At 73.2% G+C, this 24,143-nt stretch carries 19 protein-coding genes and 1 riboswitch; of the genes, 7 read left to right on the forward strand and 12 right to left on the reverse strand.

What is annotated here, in order from left to right:
* Positions 1-829 precede the first annotated feature (829 nt).
* The 3 genes from ACFO4E_RS17565 (at position 830) to ACFO4E_RS17575 (ending at position 3,555) form a co-directional block, all read left to right on the forward strand.
* The gene (locus ACFO4E_RS17565; RefSeq protein WP_378576158.1) at positions 830-1,402 is read left to right on the forward strand and encodes a hypothetical protein; all 573 of its coding nucleotides are present in this window, start codon (positions 830-832) and stop codon (positions 1,400-1,402) included.
* A gap of 138 nt (positions 1,403-1,540) precedes the next feature.
* Positions 1,541-2,305, forward strand: a complete 765-nt coding sequence (locus tag ACFO4E_RS17570) for an SGNH/GDSL hydrolase family protein (RefSeq protein ID WP_378576160.1) — start codon at positions 1,541-1,543, stop codon at positions 2,303-2,305.
* Between the two features lie 263 nt (positions 2,306-2,568).
* Positions 2,569-3,555: a nucleoside hydrolase gene (locus ACFO4E_RS17575; protein ID WP_378576162.1), complete on the forward strand. Its 987-nt coding sequence runs from the start codon at positions 2,569-2,571 to the stop codon at positions 3,553-3,555.
* Positions 3,556-3,647: 92 nt separating this feature from the next.
* On the opposite strand, the gene nadE is transcribed toward ACFO4E_RS17575, so the two are convergent.
* The 9 genes from nadE to ACFO4E_RS17620 all read right to left on the reverse strand — a co-directional run bounded on the left by nadE (position 3,648) and on the right by ACFO4E_RS17620 (position 17,947).
* The gene (gene nadE / locus ACFO4E_RS17580) at positions 3,648-4,478 is read right to left on the reverse strand and encodes an ammonia-dependent NAD(+) synthetase (RefSeq protein WP_378576164.1); all 831 of its coding nucleotides are present in this window, start codon (positions 4,476-4,478) and stop codon (positions 3,648-3,650) included.
* Positions 4,479-4,563: 85 nt separating this feature from the next.
* A complete protein-coding gene (locus ACFO4E_RS17585) occupies positions 4,564-5,136 on the reverse strand; it encodes a putative glycolipid-binding domain-containing protein (protein ID WP_378576166.1) in 573 nt (190 codons plus the stop codon).
* Between the two features lie 231 nt (positions 5,137-5,367).
* Positions 5,368-6,060 (reverse strand): DUF3159 domain-containing protein, encoded by a 693-nt coding sequence (locus ACFO4E_RS17590; protein ID WP_378576167.1) that lies wholly within the window; start codon positions 6,058-6,060, stop codon positions 5,368-5,370.
* Positions 6,053-7,942: a S9 family peptidase gene (locus ACFO4E_RS17595; RefSeq protein WP_378576169.1), complete on the reverse strand. Its 1,890-nt coding sequence runs from the start codon at positions 7,940-7,942 to the stop codon at positions 6,053-6,055. Before ACFO4E_RS17595 ends, ACFO4E_RS17590 begins: the two co-directional genes overlap by 8 nt.
* A gap of 338 nt (positions 7,943-8,280) precedes the next feature.
* Positions 8,281-9,354 carry a ribonucleotide-diphosphate reductase subunit beta gene (locus ACFO4E_RS17600; protein WP_378576171.1) on the reverse strand — a complete coding sequence of 358 codons (1,074 nt, stop codon included), beginning with the start codon at positions 9,352-9,354 and terminating at the stop codon, positions 8,281-8,283.
* 204 nt (positions 9,355-9,558) lie between these two features.
* Positions 9,559-12,027, reverse strand: a complete 2,469-nt coding sequence (locus ACFO4E_RS17605; RefSeq protein ID WP_378576173.1) for a ribonucleoside-diphosphate reductase subunit alpha — start codon at positions 12,025-12,027, stop codon at positions 9,559-9,561.
* A gap of 141 nt (positions 12,028-12,168) precedes the next feature.
* Positions 12,169-12,385, reverse strand: a riboswitch (cobalamin riboswitch).
* 188 nt (positions 12,386-12,573) lie between these two features.
* Positions 12,574-13,128, reverse strand: coding sequence for a hypothetical protein (locus ACFO4E_RS17610; RefSeq protein ID WP_378576174.1), 555 nt, complete (start codon positions 13,126-13,128; stop codon positions 12,574-12,576).
* A 43-nt stretch (positions 13,129-13,171) separates the two neighbouring features.
* On the reverse strand, positions 13,172-14,830 hold the full coding sequence (locus tag ACFO4E_RS17615) for an NYN domain-containing protein (RefSeq protein ID WP_378576176.1): 1,659 nt from the start codon (positions 14,828-14,830) through the stop codon (positions 13,172-13,174).
* A 351-nt stretch (positions 14,831-15,181) separates the two neighbouring features.
* Positions 15,182-17,947 carry a sigma-70 family RNA polymerase sigma factor gene (locus tag ACFO4E_RS17620; RefSeq protein ID WP_378576178.1) on the reverse strand — a complete coding sequence of 922 codons (2,766 nt, stop codon included), beginning with the start codon at positions 17,945-17,947 and terminating at the stop codon, positions 15,182-15,184.
* A gap of 257 nt (positions 17,948-18,204) precedes the next feature.
* On the opposite strand from ACFO4E_RS17620, the gene ACFO4E_RS17625 reads away from it, so the two are divergent.
* Entirely contained in the window at positions 18,205-18,957 is a 753-nt protein-coding gene (locus ACFO4E_RS17625) for a hypothetical protein (RefSeq protein ID WP_378576180.1), read from the forward strand.
* A 351-nt stretch (positions 18,958-19,308) separates the two neighbouring features.
* Here ACFO4E_RS17625 and ACFO4E_RS17630 read toward each other — a convergent pair whose 3' ends face one another.
* Together ACFO4E_RS17630 and cutA are read right to left on the reverse strand one after the other, a co-directional pair.
* Entirely contained in the window at positions 19,309-20,073 is a 765-nt protein-coding gene (locus ACFO4E_RS17630; RefSeq protein WP_378576182.1) for a hypothetical protein, read from the reverse strand.
* A complete protein-coding gene (gene cutA / locus ACFO4E_RS17635; protein WP_378576184.1) occupies positions 20,070-20,414 on the reverse strand; it encodes a divalent-cation tolerance protein CutA in 345 nt (114 codons plus the stop codon). The genes ACFO4E_RS17630 and cutA overlap by 4 nt, the downstream gene beginning before the upstream one ends.
* Before the next feature lie 54 nt (positions 20,415-20,468).
* On the opposite strand from cutA, the gene pyrE reads away from it, so the two are divergent.
* A complete protein-coding gene (gene pyrE / locus ACFO4E_RS17640; protein WP_378576186.1) occupies positions 20,469-21,002 on the forward strand; it encodes an orotate phosphoribosyltransferase in 534 nt (177 codons plus the stop codon).
* Between the two features lie 518 nt (positions 21,003-21,520).
* Here pyrE and ACFO4E_RS17645 read toward each other — a convergent pair.
* Positions 21,521-21,913 (reverse strand): RodZ domain-containing protein, encoded by a 393-nt coding sequence (locus tag ACFO4E_RS17645; RefSeq protein WP_378576308.1) that lies wholly within the window; start codon positions 21,911-21,913, stop codon positions 21,521-21,523.
* Between the two features lie 452 nt (positions 21,914-22,365).
* Here ACFO4E_RS17645 and fbaA point away from each other — a divergent pair, with 452 nt between their 5' ends.
* Positions 22,366-23,388 (forward strand): class II fructose-bisphosphate aldolase, encoded by a 1,023-nt coding sequence (gene fbaA, locus ACFO4E_RS17650; RefSeq protein ID WP_378576187.1) that lies wholly within the window; start codon positions 22,366-22,368, stop codon positions 23,386-23,388.
* 144 nt (positions 23,389-23,532) lie between these two features.
* Positions 23,533-23,949 (forward strand): DUF3151 domain-containing protein, encoded by a 417-nt coding sequence (locus ACFO4E_RS17655; protein WP_378576189.1) that lies wholly within the window; start codon positions 23,533-23,535, stop codon positions 23,947-23,949.
* Positions 23,950-24,143 lie beyond the last annotated feature (194 nt).

A 24,143-nucleotide genomic window follows, 5' to 3' on the forward strand; every position in this document is an offset into this window, starting at 1 on the left:
GGTACCGGTCTCGGGCGTGTGGGCGGCGATCCGGTCCGTTCTGCCCCACGGAAACCACCAGCCGTCACAGGAGAAAGCCGCCACGACGGCCACCCTACGGGCAGAAGGGCCGATCTTGTAGAGCCGAATGGCGACCGACCGGAGCGCGAAGTCCCTTTCGCCCGCGGAGGGCGCCGTCCTTCCCCAGCATGGGGGCGGACGCCCGGTGCCGACACGCTACGGAGGGTGCCGGAAGTGGCCACGGCGCGCGCCCGATCGGATCACGGACGCCGTGCCGGGTATGCGGGACCTCATTCCCGCTCCTGGGATCCCTGCTGCTCACGGGGCTCCGGCAGCCCGATGCGCGGCGTGGTGCACCGCGTCCGTACGGGCCGGCCGCCGGATCGGCTCACCCGGTTCAAGCGGGGCGGCCCGGCCGCGGGTCCGGCCGGAGCGGGGGCGTCACTCCTTGTTGTGGAACGGAGCACATCCGGAGCCGGCCGGCGCTCGCGCGCCGAAGCGGCGATGCGCCGCGGCCCGGGCCGAGCCGGGCACGGCGGCACCGGCCGCCGGGGCCGTTCGCGAAGGACCGGAAGGCCCGCTTTCACCTGAACGGGGACCGTGATCCGCCATTGCCCGCCCCGCCGCACGGCGTCGCGGCGATACCCGGAAGCGCCCGGCCCGGCGGTGATCCGTGCCCGCCCCGCCCGCGCACGGGGCGGGCACGCCCCCCGCGCACCACGGGTCGCCCGTGCAACCGATGCGCGGCCGCCTCTTGTTCGCTCCAGCGCGGTCCGTCATGCTCGCACTAGCACTCCGTGACCATTCCCTTGCCCCGGGAGGTTCGAACGTGGACTTCGCCGAGCAGACGGCGGGCGCGGCCGACGGCTTCTCGTTCGGCTGGGAACTCCGGGAACAGGCCGGTGCCGTCTGCACCGTCGGCGACGCCGCGGCCGACGCGGCGTTCGTCGCCGACCGCCCGACCGACGCCATCACCGACATCCTGCACGGCCTCTGCGGGCTCTACGGTCCCCTGCCCGCCGAGCGGTTCTTCTTCCGCAGCGAGCCCGTGGAGTTCCGCTGGGTCCTCGACCGGCAGGGCACGGACGTCGACATCTCGATCTACCTGTTCCCCGATGTCCGCGGCGGCCTGGGCCTACCCGATTCCGCCGGGCTCCTGGTGTGGCGGTCGCGCCAGGCGCGCGGGCGCTTCGTGCACGCGGTCCTCGACACCGCCGAGGCCGTCCTCGACGGGCAGGGCGGCCGGCCCGAATCAGCGGAGCGGCCGGCCGGCCCCGGCCCGCTGGCCGCCCTGGTCGAACTGCGCCGCATGCACCGGCGCGACGACGGGTGCGGTGCGGCGTGCCCGCCGCCGGCCTCTGGGGAGCACCCCGCCGACCGGCGCCGGCTCCCCCACGCCTGAGCGCGCACCGGCACCGCGGGCAACGCGCGCCTTTACAACGGGTTCCGCGCGGGTTACGGTCACGCAATGGGAGCGCTCCCACAGCCGTTCCCGCCCGCCCCCGCCGGGAACGGCTCCGCACCGTGAGGAGCCATGCCCATGCCCGCTTCCCCCCGCCACGCCCTCCGCTCCCTGGCCGCGCCCGCCGCCCTCTGCGCGGCCCTGACCGGCGTGCTCGCCGCCCCCGCCCCCGCCTCCGCGGCACCGACCACGCCCGCTCCGGCCCCCGCCGCCGCTGAGGCGACGCGCATCATGCCGCTGGGGGACTCGATCACCGGGTCGCCGGGCTGCTGGCGCGCCCTGCTCTGGAACGACCTCCAGGAGGCGGGCCGCACCTCCATCGACTTCGTCGGCACCCAGGGCCCCCAGGGCTGCGGGGTCGACCACGACGGCGACAACGAGGGGCACCCCGGCCTCCTCGCCACCAACGTCGCCCGGCAGGGCCTGCTCGTCGGCTGGCTGCAGGCGACCGACCCCGATGTCGTCCTGATGCACTTCGGCACCAACGACGTCTGGAGCAGCGTTCCCACCGCGACGATCCTGGACGCCTACAGCACCCTCGTCGGCCAGATGCGCGCGGCCAACCCCGACATGCGCATCGCCGTCGCGCAGATCATCCGGATGGACTCCGCGCGCAGCTGCGCCACGTGTGCGCAGAGCGTCGCGAACCTGAACGCCGCGATCCCCGCCTGGGCCGCGGAGCAGAGCACCGACCGGTCCCCCGTCGTGGTCGCCGACCAGTGGACCGGCTTCGACACCGATACCGACACCTACGACGGCGTGCACCCCAACGCCGCGGGCGACCGCAAGATCGCCGACACCTGGCTCCCCGTGATCGACGGGCTGCTCGACACCGCGGCCTGACCCCGGCCGATGGGCGGGCGCCCGCCCTCGCCGTACCGGCGGCGGCCGCATCCCCGTGCGGCCCCGCCGGACCCGCGGGACGGACCCGCGGAGAGCGCCGGCGGGTTCCGGGCGGTGCGGCGTCCGTTCCGCTTATCCACAGGTTCGTCCCCGTCGCGGCGCACCCGTGGCGCGTCCCGGCATGATGGTGTGCAGACCGCCATCCGCGACCCCGCGGCGCCACCGGGCCGGGCCCGGGAGCCCGACCGCGCAGGAGGAGCCCCGTGCCCGTCCCCCTGATCATCGACACCGACACCGCCCAGGACGACTGCGTCGCCCTGCTCGCCGGGCTCCTCGACCCCGCCGCCGACCTCCGGGCCATCACCATGGTCGCGGGCAACGTCGGCTTCGCACAGCAGGTGCGCAACGCCTTCCTCACCCTCAACGTCGCCGGGCGGCTCGGCCACGTGCCCGTCCACACGGGCTGCGCCCGCCCCCTGGTCCGGCCGTGGGTGAGCGCCGAGAACGTCCACGGCGACGGCGCCGGCGGGCTCTCCGTCGACCACGCCGGGTACGCCCCCGATCCCGAGCACGCCGTCGACGCGCTGGTGCGGATGGCCGCCGAGCACCCCGGCGAACTCTCGATCGTGGCCATCGGCCCGCTCACCAACATCGCCGCCGCCGCGGCCAAGGACCCCGGGTTCCCGGGCAACGTCAAGGCGCTCTACGTGATGGGCGGCTCCAACAACGGGCGCGGCAACATCACCGCGGCCGCCGAGTACAACTTCTACGTCGACCCCGAGGCGGCCAAGGCCGTCTTCGCCGCCGGATTCGCGGTCACCGTCGTCCCCTGGCACCCGCTCACCCTGCGTGACGCCGTCTTCGGCCCGCCCCTCCTGGCCGACATCGCCGCCATCGGCACACCCCTCGCGGAGTTCTTCACCCGGGTGTGCGCGGCCACCCTGGAGTTCGACCGCGGCGTGGGCATCCACGGCACCACCCACCCCGACTCCCTGACCGCCGCCGTGCTGCTCCATCCCGGGCTGGTCCGGCGCAGCGGGCGCTACAACGTCGACATCGAGACCGCCGGCGAACTCACCCGCGGCTACTCCGCCATGTCCTGGGGCGTCCACGGCCTGGCCGCCAACGCCACCGTGATCGAGGAGGTCGATCCCGACGGCTTCGCCGACTACATCCGCGGTCTCCTATCGACCCCGACCACCCCGGACCGTCCGGTCAGCGGCCCCGACGGCCCCCTCTGGGCCGGCTGAGCCCGCCGCCGCAGGGTCCGGCGCCGCCCGCGCACGGAGTCGGCCACCGCCCTGCACCGCACAGGCTCCGGGACCGGCCTCCGCCATCCGGCTCACGGTGCGATCGGCAGCGCCCTCTTGTGGGCCGTGGCACGGTAGCGGTCCACCAGGGCGGTCAGCACGCGCTCCTCGACCGGCAGCCCTTCGAGGAAGTCGTCGATCTCCTCGTAGGTGACCCCGAGCGCGGCCTCGTCGGGCTTGCCCGGTGCCAGGCTCTCCAGGTCCGCGGTCGGGGTCTTGCGCACCAGGTCATCGGGGGCGCCGAGCTCGCGGGCGATCGCACGCACCCGCCGCTTGGTCAGCCCCGTCAGCGGCACCAGGTCGGCGGCGCCGTCGCCGAACTTCGTGAAGAACCCCGTCACCGCCTCGGCCGCGTGGTCGGTGCCCACCACCAGGCCGCGCACGCCGCCGGCCACCGCGTACTGGGCGATCATGCGCTGCCGCGCCTTGACGTTGCCGAGGACGAAGTCCTGCGACTCCGCGCTCGCGTACGTCATCCCGGCGGCCGCCAGGGCACCGGCCGCCGCATCCGCGGCGGGGGCCACGTCGACCGTCAGAATGCGGTCGGGGGCGGTGAACCCGGCCGCGCGGGCGGCGTCGTCCTCGTCGCGCTGCACCCGGTAGGGCAGCCGCATGGCGATGTACTCCGCGGTTCCGCCGCCGGCCCGCACGCGGTCGGCGGCCAGCCGGCACAGCCGGCCCGCGGTCATCGAGTCCACCCCGCCGCTGATGCCGAGGATCAGGGCGGTCGCCCCGCTCTCCCTGAGGCGGTCGGCCAGGAAGGCGGTCCGCCGGTCGATCTCGGCGCGCGCATCGAAGGCGGGGGGCACCTCCAGTTCGCGGATGATCTCGCGGCGGGCGGCCTGCGGGTCGTCTCCGGCCATCACGTGTTCCCCTTACGTCTCGCGGACGTCTGGGATTATCGCGCCCGCCCCGCCGCGTGCCGCGACCGGGGCACCGCAGCCCGGGTCAGCGGACCCGCCGGGCGAGCCCTTCATAGTCCACGACCACGCCCTCGCGGTCGACGGTCAGCTCGAACGCGCCATAGGTGGGGTCGCGGTACTCGTAGCGCTCGCGGCCTTCGGCCGACGACAGCCGCGTGTAGCGCTGCACGACCCGGCTCACCCGCAGGCTGGGCACGTCGATCCAGGCCACCGCGATGTCGCGGAACTCCCCCGGGCGCAGGCCCAGGCGCCGGATCGGCAGGGTGTTGGTCAGCGGGGTGGCGGCGACGTCGACGTCCACGCAGCCGTCGAGGTCGTGGACGCGCTTGCCGTCCATGGTCCACTTGCCGCCCGCGGCCGCCAGCTCCAGGGTGTGCACACCCCGCTCGGACACGGTCTCGACCCGCGTGCAGCGGGTCGTCCACGCGAGGTCGGTACGGACGGTGAAGCGGCAGGCGAACCGATCTCGGGGGTCGGCGACGGTTTCGCTCGCCTCCAGCCGGTACCCGTCGGTCTCCGCGATGAGCGCACCGACTCCGAGCCCTTCCGCACCATCGATCCGGGTCCAGGCGGCGGGATGTTTTCTATACGCCGACATGACATCCGTTCTACCGGTCGCTCCGGTCACGCGCCAGAGCGCACCGATCACCGGAACGACACGATAGACAGTCGCAACCGATCGGACACCCGCCGGCCGTATGGTGCCGTCCGTCTCGGCGGCGTGTGGCCCGGCGGCCCCCTGAAACCCGGGCCGGGGGATTCCTCCGGGGCCGGGGAGGAACCGGGCCCAGCGGGGCGGTGCCCCGTGGGCCGGTGTCGGATGGGGTGGTCAGGGCTGCCTCGGGACCGTCTCGTCGGTCTTGTTGATGAGTCTCTTGGTGGAGCGGCGGAAAGCCCAGAAGACCGCGATCCCGGCCAGGACGGTCAGCGGGGTGCCGGTCACGACGTCGGTGGTGGCCAGCCAGGCGGTGGAGTCCGCGAGGTAGGCCCACTGCTGGAAGGCGAACCGCGCGGCGAACATGAGCGTGACCGCGAGGGTGGCGAGGTCGTGGGCGAGCAGGGTGGGCCGGTCCTGGCGCCAGGGCTTGTCGTTGCCGTGCACGGCGTTCCAGATGAGCCCGGTCAGAGGCCGGCGCACGACGAGCGAGGCGAGGGAGACGACGCCGCCCGCGAGCGCCGCCCAGATGCCGATCAGGAAGAAGTCGTTGGCCGATCCGGTGTAGGCGGAGACGCCCCCGGCCAGCGAGACGGCGATGACGCCGCCGATGGCGTTGGTGAACTTCTGCCCGCGCATCATCTGGAACACCATGATGCCCAGCGCGACGACGATCGAGAGCCCGATCGCGATCGGCAGTGGCACGAAGCCGACGACGGTGGCGAAGACCACGACGGGCACGGCCGCATAGAGCATCGACGACAGGGTGCCCTTGTCGATCCCGGGCTGTTTGGGGCCCGCGGCCGGCTCGGGCCGGGCGCCCCCGGCGTAGCCGACGTGGAGGGGGGTGGGATTGTGGTCAGTCATGACCGTTCCGCTCTTCGAGGTGGTGGGCGAGGAAGCGTTCAGCGGCGCTGAACATGGCGATCAGGTTCTCCGGGTTGACGAACATGTGACCCTCGTCGTCGAAGACGAGGTACTCGACCTCGACCCCGCGCTCGCGCAGCGCCGCGACGATGTTGTCAGACTCGGCTCGCACGACGCGGACGTCGTTGGCGCCCTGGACGATCATCAATGGCGTGCGGATCTCATCCACCCGGCTGATCGGGGAGCGGGCGAGCACGTCCGCTTCCTGCTCCGGGTCGTCGGGGTCGCCGACATAGCGGTACCAGTTGTTGACCAGACTGGATTTGGCGTGCTCCGGAACGGTCCGCATGAAGCTCGCCAGGTTCGAGATGCCGACGTATGCGAACGCGGCGGCGAAGCGGTCGGGGGTGAAGGCGGCGCCCACCAGCGTGGCGTAGCCGCCGTAGGAGCCGCCGAAGATCGCCACCCGGTCGGGGTCGGCGTAGCCCTGCGCCACCGCCCAGTCCACGGCGTCGATCAGGTCGTCGTGCATCTTGCCGGCGAACTCGCCGATCGCGGCCTGCATGTGGGCCTTGCCGAACCCGCCCGAACCGCGGAAGTTCACCTGCAGCACCGCGTAGCCGCGGTTGGCCAGCAACTGCACGCTCGGGTCGAAGCCCCAACTGTCGCGGGTCCAGGGGCCGCCGTGCACCAGCAGCACCAGCGGCAGCCCCGTGGGATCGACCCCCACGGGCAGGGTGAGGTAGGAGGGCAGCGCCAGTCCGTCGCGGGCGGTGATGGTCACCGGCGTCATCGGCGCCATCGCGTCGGGGTCCAGGTGGGGGGAGGACCGGAACAGCAGCCGCACCTCACCGGCGTCGTGGTCGTAGAACCACGTGACTCTGGCGTCGCGGTCGTGGACGAAGCTCGCCACCCACCGCCGGCCGCTGTCGTCGCACGACACCGCGCCCAGGTCGCCCTCCGACAGCCGTTCGAGGTTGGCCAGGACCTCGGCGAAGTCGGGGTCCAGTGCGCGGATCACCTGCCGTTCGCCCTGGTAGCGGACGCCGAGCAGCTCGCCGCGCCGGTCCCGGATCAGCGGATGCGGAAAGGTCGGGAAGACCTGTGCCCGGGTGTCGAGGTCGTAGTCCGGGTGGCTGTCGACCTCGGTCTCCTCACCGGTGGCCAGGTCGAGCCGGACCAGGCGGGTGTGGTCGGTGCCGCGGTTGGAGCCGATCCAGGCACCCGTCCCGTCGGGTGTGGCCTCGAGCGGGTAAGCGCTGATCGGATAGTCGGCGCCGTCGAAGGTCGCGACGCGGTGCAGCTCGCCGGTCTCGCCGTCCCGCCGCGCGAACACGTAGGTGCCGTCGTCCTCCAGGGTCTGGGCGAACAGACGCCCCTCACCGGCGTACAGCCAGCCGGTGACAGGGCCCGGGTTCTCGGCCAGCAGCGTGAGTTCGCCGCTGGCGATGTCGATCTCGTACAGGTCGAATTCGGCGACGTTACGCGCGTTGAGCTGGACGATCGCCTTACCTGGACGCGCGGCGGCCAACTCGAGGCCGGGAGTCGTCGCGCCGGGGAACGGGGTAAGGTCGACGGCCGGCGCCTGCGGGTCGTCCAGATCGATGCGGAAGACGTGCCAGTTCTCATCGCCTCCGGTGTCCTGGAGGTAGAGCAGCCAGCGCGGGTCGTCGGTCCACGTGTACCGCAGCACGGTGCGGGTCTCGTCGGCGGTCACGCACCGGGGTCCGGCACCGGAATCGAGGTCCTGGATCCAGACGTTGAGCCGGTTCTTCCACGGCGCCAGATAGGCGATCCTGGCGCCATCCGGTGAGATCGTCGCAGCGGTACGTTCCGGTGTACGGAAAAAGTCCTTGACCGATATCAGTGCGGGCTGTGCCATGTCGTCGCTCTCCTTCGTCATCGGGGTTGGGCGACGGGCATCAGTCAAGGGGGTGCCGCAAACGGCACACTCAACTCACATAAAAGTGATGTGGGACACATCAACGCGCGGGTGAGGGCGGCGCCGATCCGGGGGCGGCCCCGGACGCGCCGGGATCGGACCCGATGGCGTCGTGACGGTGCACCGCCCGTTGGTGGCCGGCGGGGGCGACCCGGGACCGCACAACCGCCGGCGCCTTCCACGGGAGGCACCGGCGGTCAGAGCGAGACCGTCTCCCGATTCCGCCATCAGGCGGGAACACCCCTGCGCGAACCGGGAGAGGAACAGATTGCTGCGGGTCAGTCCCAGTCCAGTCCTGACCCCGACTGGTACTCGATGACTCTCGTCTCGAAGAAGTTCTTCTCCTTCTTCAGATCCATCATCTCCGACATCCACGGGAACGGATTCTCGGTCTCGCCGAAGATCGGTGCCAGGCCGATCTGCTCGGCGCGGCGGTCGGTGATGAAGCGCATGTACTGCTCGCACAGCTCGCCGTTGAGCCCGAGGATGCCGCGCGGCATGGTCTCGCGGCCGTAGGCCACCTCCAGCGCGCACGCCTCGGTGAGCATGGTCCGCACCTCGGCCTGGAACGCGTCGCTCCACAGGTGCGGGTTCTCGATCTTGATCTGGTTGATGACGTCGATCCCGAAGTTCAGGTGGATCGACTCGTCGCGCAGGATGTACTGGTACTGCTCGGCGATGCCGACCATCTTGTTGCGCCGGCCCAGCGAGAGGATCTGCGCGAACCCGGTGTAGAACCACATGCCCTCGAACACCACGTAGAACGCCACGAGGTCGCGCAGGAACGCCTGGTCGGCCTCCGGGGTGCCGGTGGTGAACCCGGGGTCTTCGAGGTTGCGGGTGTACTTCAGCGCCCAGGCGTCCTTCTCCGTGATGGAGGGGACCTCCCGGTACATGTTGAACAGCTCGCCCTCGTCCAGGCCGAGGCTCTCGCAGATGTACTGGAAGGTGTGCGTGTGCACCGCCTCCTCGAACGCCTGGCGCAGCAGGTACTGGCGGCACTCGGGGTTGGTGAGCTGCCGGTAGACCGCCAGCACGATGTTGTTCGCCACCAGCGACTCCGCTGTGGCGAAGAAGCCGAGGTTGCGCTTGAGCATCAGGCGCTCGTCGTCGGTGAGACCGTCGCGGGACTTCCACAGCGCGATGTCGGCCTGCATGGCGACCTCGGTGGGCATCCAGTGGTTGTTGCAGCCGGCGAGGTACTTGTCCCACGCCCACCGGTACTTGAGGGGGAGCAGCTGGTTGACGTCGGCGCGCGCGTTGATCATCGCCTTGTCGTCGACGCTGACGCGGGCGGCGTCGCGCTCGATCGCGCCGAGGCCGCCGGTGGCGGGTTCGAGAACACTGGTCATGGCTTCGGGTCCGGTCTAGTCGGGTGTGCGGTTCGATGCGCGAGCCGGAGAAGCGCCGGCTCGGCGGGTACAGGGGACGGGGGACGGGGTGCGGCCGGAGCGCTGGGCGCGCCGTGCGGCGGGGCGGAGCCGTCGCCGCCGGCGCGTCCCGCGGGCGCACGAGGGGCGCGGGGCGCACCCGCCGGGGGCACGGCGCGGGCGCCGCTACTGGCAGGCCTCGCAGTCGGGATCCTCGATGGAGCAGACCGCCCCCGCGTCCTGGACCGGCGCCGGAGCGGGAGCCGGAACCGCCGGAGCCGCCGAGACCGCGTTCAGCCGGCCGTCGGTCCCCTTCAAGGTGCTCTTCTCCACGTGCGTGGCGCTCTGCGAGCGCAGGTAGTACGTGGTCTTGAGGCCCTTGCGCCAGGCGCGGCGGTACAGCTCGTCGAGCTTGCGGCCGCTCGGCGCCGCCATGTACAGGTTCAGCGACTGCGCCTGGTCGATCCACTTCTGCCGCCGCGCGCCCGCGTCGACCAGCCACGCCGAATCGATCTCGAACGCGGTCGCGTACAGCTCGCGCAGCTCGGCCGGTACCCGCTCGATGGCGCCCAGGCTGCCGTCGTGCAGCTTGAGCCGGGTCACCATGTCGTCGTCCCACAGCCCCCGTTCCTTGAGGTCGCGGACGAGGTAGGGGTTGACCACGGTGAAGTCGCCCGACATGTTCGACTTGACGTAGAGGTTGCGGTAGATCGGCTCGATCGACTGCCCGACACCGGTGATGTTGGCGATGGTGGCGGTCGGCGCGATCGCCATGACGTTGGAGTTGCGCATCCCCAGGGTGCGCACGCGCTCGCGCAGGCCCGCCCAGTCCAGCCGTTCCGTGGTGTCGACGTCGAGGTCGCCGCCGCGCGCCGCCGCCAGCCGGTCCAGGGAGTCGATGGGCAGCACGCCCCGGCTCCACAGCGATCCCGCGAACGACGCGTAGGCTCCCCGTTCCGCCGCGAGCTCGGCCGACGCCTCGATGGCGTGGTAGGAGATCAGCTCCATGCTCTCGTCGGCGAACTCCACGGCGCCCTGCGAGGCCATGGGCAGCCGCAGCCGGAACAGCGCGTCCTGGAAGCCCATGAGGCCCAGGCCCACGGGGCGGTGGCGCATGTTGGCGCGCTCGGCCTCGGGGATCGTGTAGTAGTTCACGTCGATGACGTTGTCGAGCATCCGCACCGCCGTGCGCACCGTGCGGCGCAGCCGCTCGGCGTCCAGCCCGTCCGGGCCGGTGTGGTTGGCGAGGTTGACCGAGCCCAGGTTGCACACCGCCACCTCGTCGGCGCTGGTGTTGAGGGTGATCTCGGTGCACAGGTTGGACGAGTGCACCACGCCGGCGTGCTGCTGCGGGGAGCGCAGGTTGCAGGGGTCCTTGAAGGTGATCCACGGGTGGCCGGTCTCGAAGAGCATGGTGAGCATGCGCCGCCACAGATCGACGGCTGGCACCCGGCGCCACACCTTGATCCCACCGGCGTCGGCGGCCCGCTCGTAGGCGGTGTAGGCGGCGGCGAACTCCGCGCCGTAGAGGTCGTGCAGATCGGGGACCTCGTCGGGCGAGAACAGCGTCCACTCGCCCCCGTTCTCGACCCGCTGCAGGAACAGGTCCGGCACCCAGTTGGCGGTGTTCATGTCATGGGTGCGCCGCCGGTCGTCACCGGTGTTCTTGCGCAGGTCGAGGAACTCCTCGATGTCGATGTGCCAGGTCTCCAGATAGGCGCAGACCGCCCCCTTCCTCTTTCCCCCTTGGTTCACGGCCACCGCCGTGTCGTTGGCGATCTTGAGGAACGGGACGACGCCCTGGCTTTGGCCGTTGGTGCCCTTGATGTGGGCGCCGATGCCGCGGACCGGGGTCCAGTCGTTGCCCAGTCCGCCGGAGTACTTCGACAGGAGGGCGTTGTTGCTGATCCCGTGGAAGATCGACTGGAGGTCGTCGCCGACGGTGGTCAGGAAGCAGGACGACAGCTGGGCGCGGCGGGTGCCGGAGTTGAAGAGGGTGGGCGTGGAGCACATGAAGTCGAACGAGGACAGCAGTTCATAGAACTCGATGGCGCGCGCCTCGCGGTCGTCCTCGCGCAGGGCCAGGCCCATGGCCACGCGCATGAAGAACGCCTGCGGCAGCTCGTAGCGGGTGCCGTCGCTGTGCAGGAAGTACCGGTCATAGAGGGTCTGCAGGCCGAGGAAGGTGAAGTGCAGGTCGCGCTCGGGCCGCAGGGCGGCGCCCAGGCGGCCGAGGTCGAAGGACGCCAGTTCGGGGTCGAGCTGGTCCAGCCGGATGCCGCGCGCGACGTAGTCGGCGAGGTAGCCGGCGTAGCGGCCCGCCATCTCCGACTGGCCGGCCTCGTCGGGCCGCCCCGCGAGGAAGCTCAGGGCTTCGCGGCGGAGCTTGTCCAGCAGCAGCCGGGCGGCGACGTGCGAGTGGTCCGGGTCGGCCTCGACGAAGGCGCGGGCGGCCATGACCAGCGCGAGTTCCAGCTCGTCGGGGCGGATGCCCGGGTAGAGGCTGCGCCTGGCCTCGGTGAGGATCGCCTCGGCCGAAACGCCCGCGAGCCCGGCGCACGCCTCGTGCACCACCGACGCGGCCCTCGTCAGGGGGTCGGTCGCGGGCGGCGCGGGCGCCGCGCCCGCCGGGGCGGTGTCGGTGTCGAGGGTCATGCGTGGCTCCAACCAGGTAGACGTGGACCGGTCGGGTCCTGTCGGGGAGGCACGCAGGCAAGGGGCGGCCACGTCGGTCCCGTGGCGGGCGTCCCCTGATCCGCGGCGGCCCACCCTCGAGGCCCCGTTGCGAGTGCGCGACGTGCGCGCACACCGGTGGCAGGTCTTCGGACTCGCGGGCGCCGGGGCCGGATCCGGCCCGGTCCTACTGGCCGTCGCTTCCCGGGCGCCGTGCGCCCAGTGCTCGTTGACGGCGGTCGTTCCCGCTCACCGCTGCGGGGCAGTCCCGGATTCGCACCGGGTTCCCTCTTGCCTCACCGGGGAGGCGCCCCGGTGAACCACCAGCGCGAGCGATACTACATCTAGGGGCAGCCAACGGCGAACACCGCAAGATGAGCGCGTGTCACGCTGCTCAGCGGATGACAGGACGACCCGTTCCGTGCTAACGGGTGCGCGCGGGTACCCGCTCGACCGGTGTGCGGGCGCGGCGGCGATCCGTCCTCCGCCACCCCGTTACCGGGGCGCGGCGGTCGGCACGGCCGGCGGTCAGCCGTCGATCAGGCGGTCCAGGGCGTCCTCCTCGAGACCGAGGTCGACGCGGATCCGGTAGCGGGTGCGCAGCAGTTCCATGAGGAGGTCGTGCACATACGGCGAGACGTCCTGGTGGCGGAACCGCTCGACCCCCAGGGTGGCCCACGCGTGGGCGCCCTTGAGGTCGTCGTGCGCCTGGAGGGTCTCGGCGATGTGAATGTAGGTGGGCAGGTTGCGCGGGCCTTCCGAGCGCAACCGCTCCAGCTGGGCGTAGGCGGTGTCGACGAGGTCGAGCTCGAACAGCGCGCCCGCCTGGAGGGCGCGGGCGTCGATGATGGTCACGCCGCCGTCGTCGATCGCCCGCTGGTAGGCGGCCGACGCGCGCTCGAACTCCTGGGCCATCTCCCACTGCTCGCCGGCGCGCACGAACAGCTCGGCGCGCGAGATCTCGCTGTCGGAGTCGACCCGGTTGGCCAGGCTGAGGAGTTCCGCGGCGACCTCGACATGGTCACCGGACTGCACCGCCCGGAATTCCAGCCGGTCGAGATCGGCCGTCGTCACGCGGGTCACCGGCACCCTCCCTAGGTCCTCATCGCTCCGCCACACCCGGTCATCAGCTCCGCGCGCGTTCGAGCGCGTTCCAGAAGCCCTGCCGCAGCGCGTCGCGGACTTCGTCGCGCAGCAGGAAGTCGATCGGCAGCGCCGACCCCTGGAGCAGGCGCGCCTCCAGGTCGGAGGGCATGCGGGGCCGGCGCACGAGCACCGCCTCCAGCCACAGGGCCGGAGCATCGCGAGCGATGGACTCCGCGAAGTCGTTCCCTTCCTGGCGCGCGACATTCACGGCGTCCTCGATCGTGCGCGCGCCCGACGATCCGGGAGGGACGTACCCGACGGTGCGGGAGGGGTTGGTGTAGGGCCCGTGCTGGACCCGTTGTTCGGGGCGGGGGCCAGTATCGGGTCTTGAGTCCGCGGGTGCTTCGGCGGGGCCGCCGAAGCGGGACTCAGTTCCCGTACTGACCCCAAAAATAGGGTTTGGGCCGGTGTTACCTCCGAACCCGGGGTTGCCTCCCGTGTTGCCGCCGTAGCGGGGTTCGGGTGCCGGAGGTGGAGCGCTCCGGGCGGGTGGCGCCTCGCGCTCGTACTGGTTGCCGCCCATCATCGGGTCGCGGTGCGATCCGGCGGCCGGCAGCGCCGGCTGCTGGTGCGGCGGCGGTGGCTGTGGCGGCCGCGCCTGCTGTTGCGGTGGCGGCCCGCCGTAGCCCCCCTGCTGGCCCATCATGCTCGGGTCCGGGCCCGCGCCGGGCGGGGCGTAGCCCGCGTTGGCGCCGTTGGGCGGGTTGCCCGCCATGCTCGGGTGCGCGCCGGTGGCGGGCGCCGGTGGCGGCGCGGGGCCGACCGCCGGGAACCCGTTGACGTCGATGGGTCCGCTGTTGCCGGAACGCGGGGTGTCGACCCCGCCCGCGCCCTGCGGCGCCAGGTGGTCGCCCCCGCGCTGCTGGGCCAGGGTCTGCCGCATGGCGCGGAGCTGGTCCATGGCGCTGCCGGTCATGGCCGGCTGGGCGCCGGTCCCGGCGAACATGGCCTCCAGCCCGCCCGACGACGGCCCGGCGGGCTCCACCCGCGGGGACGCGGGGTGGGCGGTCACCGGCTGCCGGGGGACATCGGGACCCGTGCGCGCCCGGCCGTTGCCGAGCGGGGTGGTGGTCTCTCCGGTGTCGTCGGACGAGCCGCCGGCCCCGGAGAGGAGGTTGACGTAGGGGCGCAGGTGACCCGCCCCGATCTCGATGAGGTCGTCGCATTCGCGGCGCAGCGAACGCGAGATGGTCCAGTTGCCCTCGACCGAGATGTGCACGACGGTAACGCGGACCCCGAGGTCCTGTACGTCGGCCACGACCTGGGCCATGTCCTCGTCACCGCTGACGAGGACGGCCTCGCAGAGCACTCCGGTGCCCGCGAGCGTGGTGAGGTCCCGTTGGACGTAGCTCTCGACGCCCTCCCGTCTGCCCGGACGGATACGCGCGGCTCGGAATTTGATGCCGGGGATGTCGGCTATGCCGTCCTGCTCCTGCGTGCGGCGGCCGTCGGCCGTCGCCTCGTACCAGTAGCACCGCAGCAACGGGAGCCCCGTGCGGTCGCGTGCGACTTCGTTGAGGAGCTGTAGGAGTCCCGCGTAATCCCATGACACGGAATCGCGATTGCGGGTTCCGTGCACTGCCATCGCGCCGTCGGCGAGGAGGTAGCCGGCGTCTACGAACAGCGCGCAGCGATCCACGCGACACCGCCCCTTCCCATTTTCCAGGTGGCCCGGCCGGGGGTTTCGCACCGGGACTTTCCAGCGATCGGCACTCGGCCATATAGACAGGCCGCGCCACAGCCTAGCCAAGTCTGTGGCGGTTTGCGTGCCGCTCCCGATACGCAGGGTCGGGAGACGACTACGAATTGCCGCCGGTCAGAGGACCGAAACCCGTTCCGCTGGGGGTATTCGCCCCCCAGTCGGACACCGTCGGCGCCCCATTCCGTTTCCGCGGGCCCGGCCGCGGCCCGGTCCGGCCCGTCCGGCCTGGCCGGACGGATGGTCCCGGGACCATCCGCCGGGACGTCCCGGCGGATGGTCGCCACAATGTCAGGTCCGCATCGGGGCGGTCACCGCGACCACTCCGGCGAGATACGCGTCACCCCGCGATGTGAGCCGCAGTTCGGGGTCGCGCGGCAGCACGGCCGCGAAGCGGACCACATCGGTGCCGAACGCCATCGGGGGCCCCACCGCTCCGCGGGCCGACCCCGCGAAGGCGTTGTCGGGGTCGCGGTCGCCGCCCTCGGGAGTGAGGGGCGCACCGTTCAGCTCCACCCGGTCGCCGCTCAGATCGGCGTCGCCCTCCCAGGCGACCGCGTCGACCGTGGCGGGCACCGATGCCGGGAGCAGCCCGGCCAGCGGCAGCCGCAGGCCGCGCCGGTCGTGGAAGACGCTCGCGGTGGTGTCGAGCACCATCGCCTGGCTGTAGGACGCGCCGGCGTCCTCAACGACCGCCACGAGGCTCCAGCCGGCGTAGGTGCCGACCCCGGTCTCGGCGGGGATGTCGGCGGCCCACCACTCGCCGCCGCCGTGGGCCCGGACGAGGTCGGTGACGTCGGCGAACGCCTGGTACGCGGGGTACCCGGGCAGGTCGACGGTGCCGACCTCATCGGCGGCAACCTCGGTGTAGCCCGCCGCCCCCGGGCCCCGCAGCAGCGCCGAGGCCGCGCCGGGATCGCCGGCCCCGGAGAAGTAGAGGCCCGCCCAGCGCACACCGCCGCCCTCGGGCAGGTTCCACACCGCCGAGCTCGACATGGCGGTGCCGGGGTCGTCGTCGAGGTCGATGGGCCGCATATCCCAGAAGTCGTTGTCGCGGTGGTCGCCCGCGCGCTGCTGCGCCTCGGCGCACCCGCCGCCGTCGCCCGGTGGGTCCGGTTCGTCGGAGGGGGCGGGTGCGGGCGCCGAGGGGGCCCCGGTCTCCTGCTCGGGCTCGGCCGGGGCGGACGGCTCCTCCGGGACCGGCGGCACAGAGGGCGCGGGCGGAGTGGGCGGGGCGGGAGGAGTGGGGGGCGAGGGCGGTGCGCCCTCCCCGCCGGGGGACGGCGACGGGACGTCCGGCAGGGCGGCCGCCGCGGCGGGGGCCCGCGGGTCGTGGGCGGCACCGGCCGCCGCAGGCCGCGGCGCGGCGGACACGGGGGCCGCATCGGGGACGGACGGCGCGGCGCCGTGCGCCCCGTGCGCGGGCCACCAGGGCCACTCCGGGCGGGGGTCGGGGTGGCCGGGGTCGACGCACGTCAGCAGGGCGTTGCCCGCGGTCTCGACGCGCACGGGCCCGGCGGTGGCGTAACGCGCCGGGGTGCCGTCGGGATCGACCCCGCGGCTGCCCGACGCCGACGCCGCGGTGTCGCCGGACGTGACCCGCACGCTGGGCGGGTCGCCCGCTGCGGCGCGGGAGGCGACGGTGACGTCGAGGTACTCGGTGACGTTCGTCCCGGCGTCCATCCCGGTGCGGACGCATTCTCCGCCGCCGCCGGTGGCCGCGCAGCTCCAGCCGCCGCCGGCCGGCCGGGCGGGCGCCGCGTTCCCGGCCTGTCCGGCCTGGTCGAGGTGGACGCCGTTCGGCAGGGTGATGTCGGCGACGACGTCGCCCGGGGCGGAGTCGCCGCGGTTCTCGACGGTGAGGACGACGATGCCGGGCCGCCCCGGCACGAGCGCCCCCACGGGGTCGATGTGCGCCGCGAAGGCGGGGACGCCGGGGACCACCGGCGCCGCCGGGTCGTCGGGGTCCTGGGGCGGCGGGATGACCGCCGGCCCGTCGGGTGCCGGGACGAACGGCGGCCGGGCCGGGTCCTGCTCGCCGGGTGGCGGCTGCGCGGCGCCCGGGCCGCCGGGCGGCACGGGGTCCTGCGGCGGAGCGGCGGCCGGGGGCGGGTCGCCGAGCGGCGGCCGCAGCGCCTCCTCCTCGCTGACGAGCGCCAGCGCGACCGCCGCGGCGACCACGGCGGCGGCCGTACCCGCCGCTGTGGCCTGCTGCCGGCCCTTGGACATGCGCCCCCACCAGCCGCCCGCCAGCGCCCCCGAGGGCAGGCCGGCGAGGTAGGCGGCGGCAGCGGGGCCGGCGACCAGCGGCAGGATGATCCCGCGCAGGCCGACGTTGACGTCCATGAGCTCGGCGCAGACCTCGCGGCAGTCGGAGCACCCGTCGAGGTGGGTGTCGACGACCGCGGTGTCGCGCTTGGCCAGGCCACCGCGCACGAAGGCGCCCAGCAGCCGCAGGGCCGGGCGGCAGCCCTCGGGGGCGCCCCCCGACAGGTGCATCTGGAGGTAGGCCTGGCGCAGGCCCTCGCGTGCGCGATAGGCGAGCGCGGCCACGCCGTTGGCGCTCATGCCCAGCAGCGGCGCGACGTCGGCGGGGCGCACGCCCTCGATCTCGGTGTGCCACAGGACCGCCTGCCAGCGCTCGGGCAGGGAGAGGAACGCCTGGGCGATCAGCGACCGCTCCAGGCCCTCGAGAGCGGGATCGACGTAGGGTTCCCCGGAGTCGAAGCGCTCCATGTCGTCGGTGGCGACCTGGCGCTTCTCGCCGCGGGCGCGGTCATAGGCCACGTGCCGGAGTGCGGTCAGCAGGTAGGGGCGGAACCCGTCGCGGGGGCCGCCGCCGCGCATGACGACGCTCAGGACGCGGGTGAACGCCTCGGCGACGACGTCGTCGACCTCGCTGTCGCCGCGCACCAGCTGGCGGGCGAGTCCGCGCGCCGCGGCGTCGTGCCGCTCGTAGAGGGTGGCGAACGCCCCGGTCTCCCCGGCCCGGACCGCGCTCAGCAGCTCGTCGTCACCGATCAGTAGCTCTATGTGCTCGTTCTGGAGATCACTCATCCCCTGTCCTCCCCCGCTGATACCGGCTCCCGTCCCCTCGCTGCGCACCCCGCCGACTGTCGGCGAGGCCCTCGGCGGTGTCCCGGCCCTGGTGGGCGCGGCCGTCCGGCCGGTCCCTGTCTCACTCCGGGAACATCCCGAAAAAAAATATCTCGCACTCGTGTCATAGCCGCCACCGAAGTCCGTGAATGGGTGACGGCGCCGGAAACGTGCCCGCTTCGCAGGGGCGCGGGCTCGGCAACGGAGGGAGCGAGGCGATGGGCGGATATGAGGCGGGCGGTGCGGAGCTGCTGAACGGAGCATGGGCCGGCCGCCGGCTGCGCGAGGCGTGGTGCCGCCGGAGCCGCGCCACCGGCTGGGATCCCCCGGACGACTGGTGGGCCCCCGCCATCGACGCCGTGTGCGCGGCGGCCGTCTCGGGTGCGGACATGTCGCCGATGTGCGCGCGCTTCGGCCGGTCGCGGGCGCGCTCAGGGGTGGGCATCGGAGCGGCGCTGGACGACTTCGCCGCGCTCTCCGATGTGCTCCACTGGCCCTCGCCGCCCATGCCGCTGGTGAAGGCCCTCGCCGAGGGCTGGGTCGAGGCCCAGCACGCGCGCGACGACTGCCAGGACCCGCTGACGGGCCTGTCCACCGCCGCCTACCTGCGGGCCCGGTTGGGCGAGCTGTACCAGGCGGCGGGGCCGGCGCTGCCGCCGTCGGCGACCCACCGGCTGGTCCTGGTCGCCCTGGACCGGCGGCTCGACCCTTGGCGGCGCACGGCGCGGATGATCGTGCTCGGCCACGAACTGCGCCGGTTCTTCCACCGCGGGGAGACGATCGCGCGGCTCACCCGCAGCAGGGTGGCGGTGCTGGCGCCGGTCGCGACCGGCCTCGACGGGCGCCTGCGGCGGCTGCGCACCAGCCTGGCCCGCGAGCACGCCGCGGAGCTGTGGAGCGCGCTCCTGCCCGGCTCCCACCGCGCCGCGCTGGCCTTCCTGAGCGACGTGGGGCGTCCCGTGGACGGGTGATCGGGCCCGGTCCCCCCGAACGCCGCCGGCACCGCGTGGCCCCGTCGAGGGGGCGGGGCCCGGTGCCGGCGGCCGGCCGGTCCGGCGCGACTCGCAGAGGGGGCGAGCGCGCGCGGGCCGGCACCGCCGGAGTCCTGCCCCGGACTCCGGCGACGGGATCGCGCAGCGGTGCGCCGGCGGCCTTCTGGCCCGTAGGACGGGCGGCCGCCGGCACCGGCTCGCGATCCGGGGAGCGCCGCCGAGCGGCGGCTCCCGAGGCGCGTCCGCAAGGGGAGGCGGGCGCGCCTCACCACGCCAACGGATCACGTGGTGGGCGGCAGCGGGCTCCGGCCGCGGAAAGCGGCCGGCGGGCTACATCCGGGAGGCGAGGCCGAGCAGGGCGCGGGCCAGGTCGGCACCGGTGGCGCCGGGCGCGTGCTCCACCGGCCAGCCGCGCAGCGCGGCCAGCCGGGCGCCCCGCTCGCCCCCAGGTCCGTAGGGTGCGCCGCCGGCGCCGACCTCGCCGCCGCGCTCCGCCGGCCACCCGGGGGAGGGCTCCGGAGCGGAGCAGCACCGATCGCGCCCGGCCGCCGGCCCGCCGTCGGATCCGTACACGCCGGCGTACAGGTAGCCGCACGGGGCGTCGGGCCAGTCGGCCACCGACGGCAGCTGCTCCGTGTAGAAGCCCGCGGGCCGCGGGCGCGGAGCGGTCGCCGCGGCGCCGGCCGGGTGGCCGGGGGCGGGCACGGCGGCGTCCGCCGGGGCGGACGGCGCATGGGGGGCGGCCTGGGCGGCGTGCAGGGCTTCGCGGGTGGCGGCGCCGGGCTGGGGGAGCAGCGCGTCGATCAGCACGTAGCCCGCCGGCGGGCGGTGGGCGGCCCGCCGGGCCGCTCCGATCCCGGGCAGGAGGGGCCCGGCCGCGCCGGCCGCCACGAGCAGCAGCGGACCGCCGGGCGCGTGCTCGGCGATCTCCAGGCTGGCGCGGGCGATGTAGCGGGCGGCGTAGGGCGGCCGGTCGTCATCGGTGATCTCGGGGACGGTGACGTGCGCGCCGAGCGCCCGCAGGTCGCCGGGGAGGCCGCCCCACTGGGCGGCCGTGAACAGCGGGCTGTGCAGCAGGACGACGGCGGTGCTCACCCGGCGGGCCGGGTCTCGTCGGCCAGCCAGGCGAGGTATTCGGGGTCGCCGCCCACGACGGGCACGGCGATGATCTCCGGCACATCGTAGGAGTGCAGGTCGCGGACGTGCGCGATGAGGTCGGGGAGGCGGTCCGCGGCGGTCTTCATGACGACGGTCCACTCCTCGTCGGCCTGGACCTCGCCCTGCCACCGGTAGAAGCTCGTGATGGGGCCGCCGACCTGGGCACACGCGGCGAGGCGGCGGTCGACCACCGCGCGGGCGATGGCCTCGGCCGCGGCCCGGCCGTCGGTGGTGGTCTCGACGCGGACGCCCGCCGCGGGGCCGCCGGGGTCTGCCATATCCGCCCTTCCGCTGCTCAGGGTGGTGATCCGCACGTTCTAGGCTCAGGGTCCATGAGCGACCGCGAGGATCTCCTTCGACACATCAACGATAAAGCCGTGGTGCACGGCAAGGTCACCCTGTCATCGGGCCGGGAGGCCGACTACTACGTGGACCTGCGCCGGGTCACCCTGGACGGCGAGAGCGCCCCGCTGATCGGGCGGGTGATGCTCGACGCCACCGCCGGCCTGGACTACGACGCGGTGGGCGGCCTGACCCTGGGCGCCGACCCCGTGGCGGCCGCGATGCTGCACGCGGCGGGGGCGCACGGGCGGCGGCTCGACGCGTTCGTGGTGCGCAAGGCGGGCAAGGCGCACGGGCTCCAGCGGCGGATCGAGGGTCCCGATGTCGCGGGGCGGCGGGTGCTGGCTGTCGAGGACACCTCGACCACCGGCGGTTCGGTGCTGACCGCGGTCGAGGCGCTGCGCGAGGCGGGCGCCGAGGTCGTCGGGGTGGCGGTCATCGTGGACCGGGGTGCGCGCGCCGCGGTCGAGGACGCGGGCTTCGACTACCGCGCGGCGTTCGAACTGTCGGACCTGGCGGTCTGAGTCACGGCGAGCCGACGAGCGAGCGGAGGCGGCCCCGCCCCGGGCCGAAGGCCCCCCGCGGAGCCGGTGGAGCGAGCGAGAAGGCGAGCGTGACCAGGAAACACCACCACGGCGAGCCCACCAGCGAGCGCAAGCGGCCCCGCCCCGGGCCGAAGGCCCCCCGCGGAGCCGGTGGAGCGAGCGAGAAGGCGAGCGTGACCAGGAAACACCACCACGGCGAGCCCACCAGCGAGCGCAAGCGGCCCCGCCCCGGGCCGAAGGCCCCCCGCGGAGCCGGTGGAGCGAGCGAGAAGGCGAGCGTGACCAGGAAACACCACCACGGCGAGCCCACCAGCGAGCGCAGGCGGCCCCGCCCCGGGCCGAAGGCCCCCTCGCGGAGCCGGTGGAGCGAGCGAGGAGGCGAGCGTGACCGGACGACACCTACGGCGAGCCGCACGGCTCCTGCCGGCGGGCACGGGCCGGGACGGCACGGCCCGTCGGGGCCGCGCCGCGGGCCGGTGCCGGCGCGCCGGCGCCGGTCAGGGCTGCTGCGGGGCGTTCGCGGAGAAGCTGTAGCCCGCGGCCTTGCCGGTGACGTCCTGGTACTCGCCGTTGACGTAGACCTCGACGGCGTCCGGATCCCCTATGGTGACGTCCAACTGCGGGTGGTCGAAGCTCACGAACTGGCCTTGGCTCATGGTGGTGTCGGTGACGACGTCCCCGCCGGGGACGCGCACGAGCACGTCGCTGGAGTCGCCGATGACCTTGATGTAGAGGGTCTCCATCTCAGTGGATTCGGACTGGGCATCGGCGGACGTGCCCACATCACTTGGCACCGCGGCGGCGCTGTTCCCCGGGAGTGAGCGGTACAGGAAGTACCCGCCCAGTGCCACGAGGGTGATGAGCAGCACGACCGCACCGACGATGGCCAGAACCTGGCCAACGCCTCGCGGATCATTGCGATGTCGTCCCACGGAGCTGAATGTAGCGCGTATCACCCGCGACAATCGATGTTGAAGCGGTCACAGACACGAATCAACCGGAATTTCACGGTCCTTCAGGCTAATCGACGGCGTTCGCGACTGAGATCGGAGATTCCATCCGAATCACCCGTGACACAACGATCAGGACCTCTTGGACATTCAACCCAATCCACCCATGCGGCTCGAAACCACCGCCCGATCGACCCGGCGCCGGCGCGGAACAGGCGGATCGGACACAAGGGGCCGATGCCGCAGTTTGGTCTAGACCTTTCGTCGCGCTCCGGACTTCGCGATACTTGGTCCCACGACCCGAGAGGGTATCCAGTGAGGGACACGTCCCGTGGGGACCGGCGGGACGACCTCGGTCACCGACTCCAGGCCAATCCAGGGAGAACATCACCATGCCCATCGCCACCCCAGAGGTCTACACCGAGATGCTGGGCCGCGCGAAGTCGCAGGGCTTCGCCTACCCCGCCATCAACGTGACCTCCAGCCAGACCCTCCACGCCGCCCTGCGCGGTTTCGCGGAGGCCGAGAGCGACGGCATCGTCCAGGTCTCGACCGGCGGTGCGGAGTTCCTGTCGGGCGCGACGGTCAAGGACATGGTCACCGGCTCCGTCGCGTTCGCCGAGTACGCGCGCATCGTCGCCGACAAGTACCCGGTCAACATCGCCCTGCACACCGACCACTGCCCCAAGAACAAGCTCGACGGCTTCGTGCGCCCCCTCCTGGAGATCTCCAAGGAGCGCGTCGCCAAGGGCCGGCAGCCGCTGTTCCAGTCGCACATGTGGGACGGCTCCGCCGTGGAGCTGGAGGAGAACCTCCAGATCGCCGAGGAGCTGCTCGCGTCCTCGACCGCGGCCCGCACGATCCTGGAGATCGAGGTCGGCGTGGTCGGCGGCGAGGAGGACGGCGTCGTCGGCGAGATCAACGAGAAGCTCTACACCACCCCGGGCGACGCGCTGCGCACCGCCGAGGTCCTCGGCCTCGGCGACAAGGGCTACTACATGACCGCGCTGACCTTCGGCAACGTGCACGGCGTCTACAAGCCGGGCCACGTGAAGCTGCGCCCCTCGGTCCTCAAGGACGCACAGGACGCCGTCAGCGCGCAGTACGGTAAGAGCAGCCCGTTCGACTTCGTGTTCCACGGCGGCTCCGGCTCGACCCTGGAGGAGATCCACGAGGCGATCGAGTACGGCGTCGTGAAGATGAACATCGACACCGACACCCAGTACGCCTACACCCGTCCGATCGTGGACCACGTCATGAAGAACTACGACGGCGTGCTCAAGATCGACGGCGAGGTCGGCGACAAGAAGGCGTACGACCCGCGCTCCTACGGCAAGGCCGGCGAGGCCGGCATGGCCGCGCGCGTGGTCCAGGCCGCCCAGCACCTGAAGTCCGCGGGCCAGAAGATGAAGTAGGCCCGCTCACAGGCCGGCCCCCGGTTCAGCCGGACCGGGGGCCTCCGCGTGCCCGGCCGCCAACCTCCTTGGGCGGACGCGGGTGGCCGGGCACGCATTCCACCGGCATTCCCCCGCCTGCGGGCGCGCTGGCAGGATGGGGTCATGGACCTGCACCAGAACCTGCTGGGCGAGCCGCCCGCGACCCGCCTGCCCGACCTGCCCGAGGCGCACGAGGCCCTCGCCGCCGGCACCGACCCCGCCGAGGTGGCGGCGCGCTTCCCCGCCTCCTCCGCCGCGTGGGCCGGCCTCGCCGAGCGCGCCTTCGCCGCCGGCGACCCGGTCGCCACCTACGCCTACGCCCGCACCGGGTACCACCGCGGGCTCGACCAGCTCCGCCGCGCCGGCTGGAAGGGCCACGGCCCCGTCCCCTGGGAGCACGAGCCCAACAGGGGGTTCCTGCGCGCGCTGCACATGCTGGCCACGGCCGCCGGCGCGATCGGCGAGACCGACGAGGCCGAGCGCTGCTCGACGTTCCTGCGCGACAGCAGCGCCACCGCCGCCGACCAGCTCCAGGGCTGAGGGCGGCCCCGAGCCTCCCGGAGCGTCCGTCCGGCGGCCCCGGCCGGACGCTCCGGGACCGCGCCGCCCACCGGGCATTCCTCCCTTAACCCGCAAGTGGCCGTCGTGTACGCTCAATACGCAAGGGCCCCTGTCGCTGTCTTGCGCCAGGGGCTTGTTCCATGTGCGGGGCGAACCGCGCGGGACGGCCACGG

Origin of the sequence: Nocardiopsis mangrovi (assembly GCF_042653925.1) — a bacterium.
In the GTDB taxonomy this organism is placed as follows: domain Bacteria; phylum Actinomycetota; class Actinomycetes; order Streptosporangiales; family Streptosporangiaceae; genus Nocardiopsis_B; species Nocardiopsis_B mangrovi.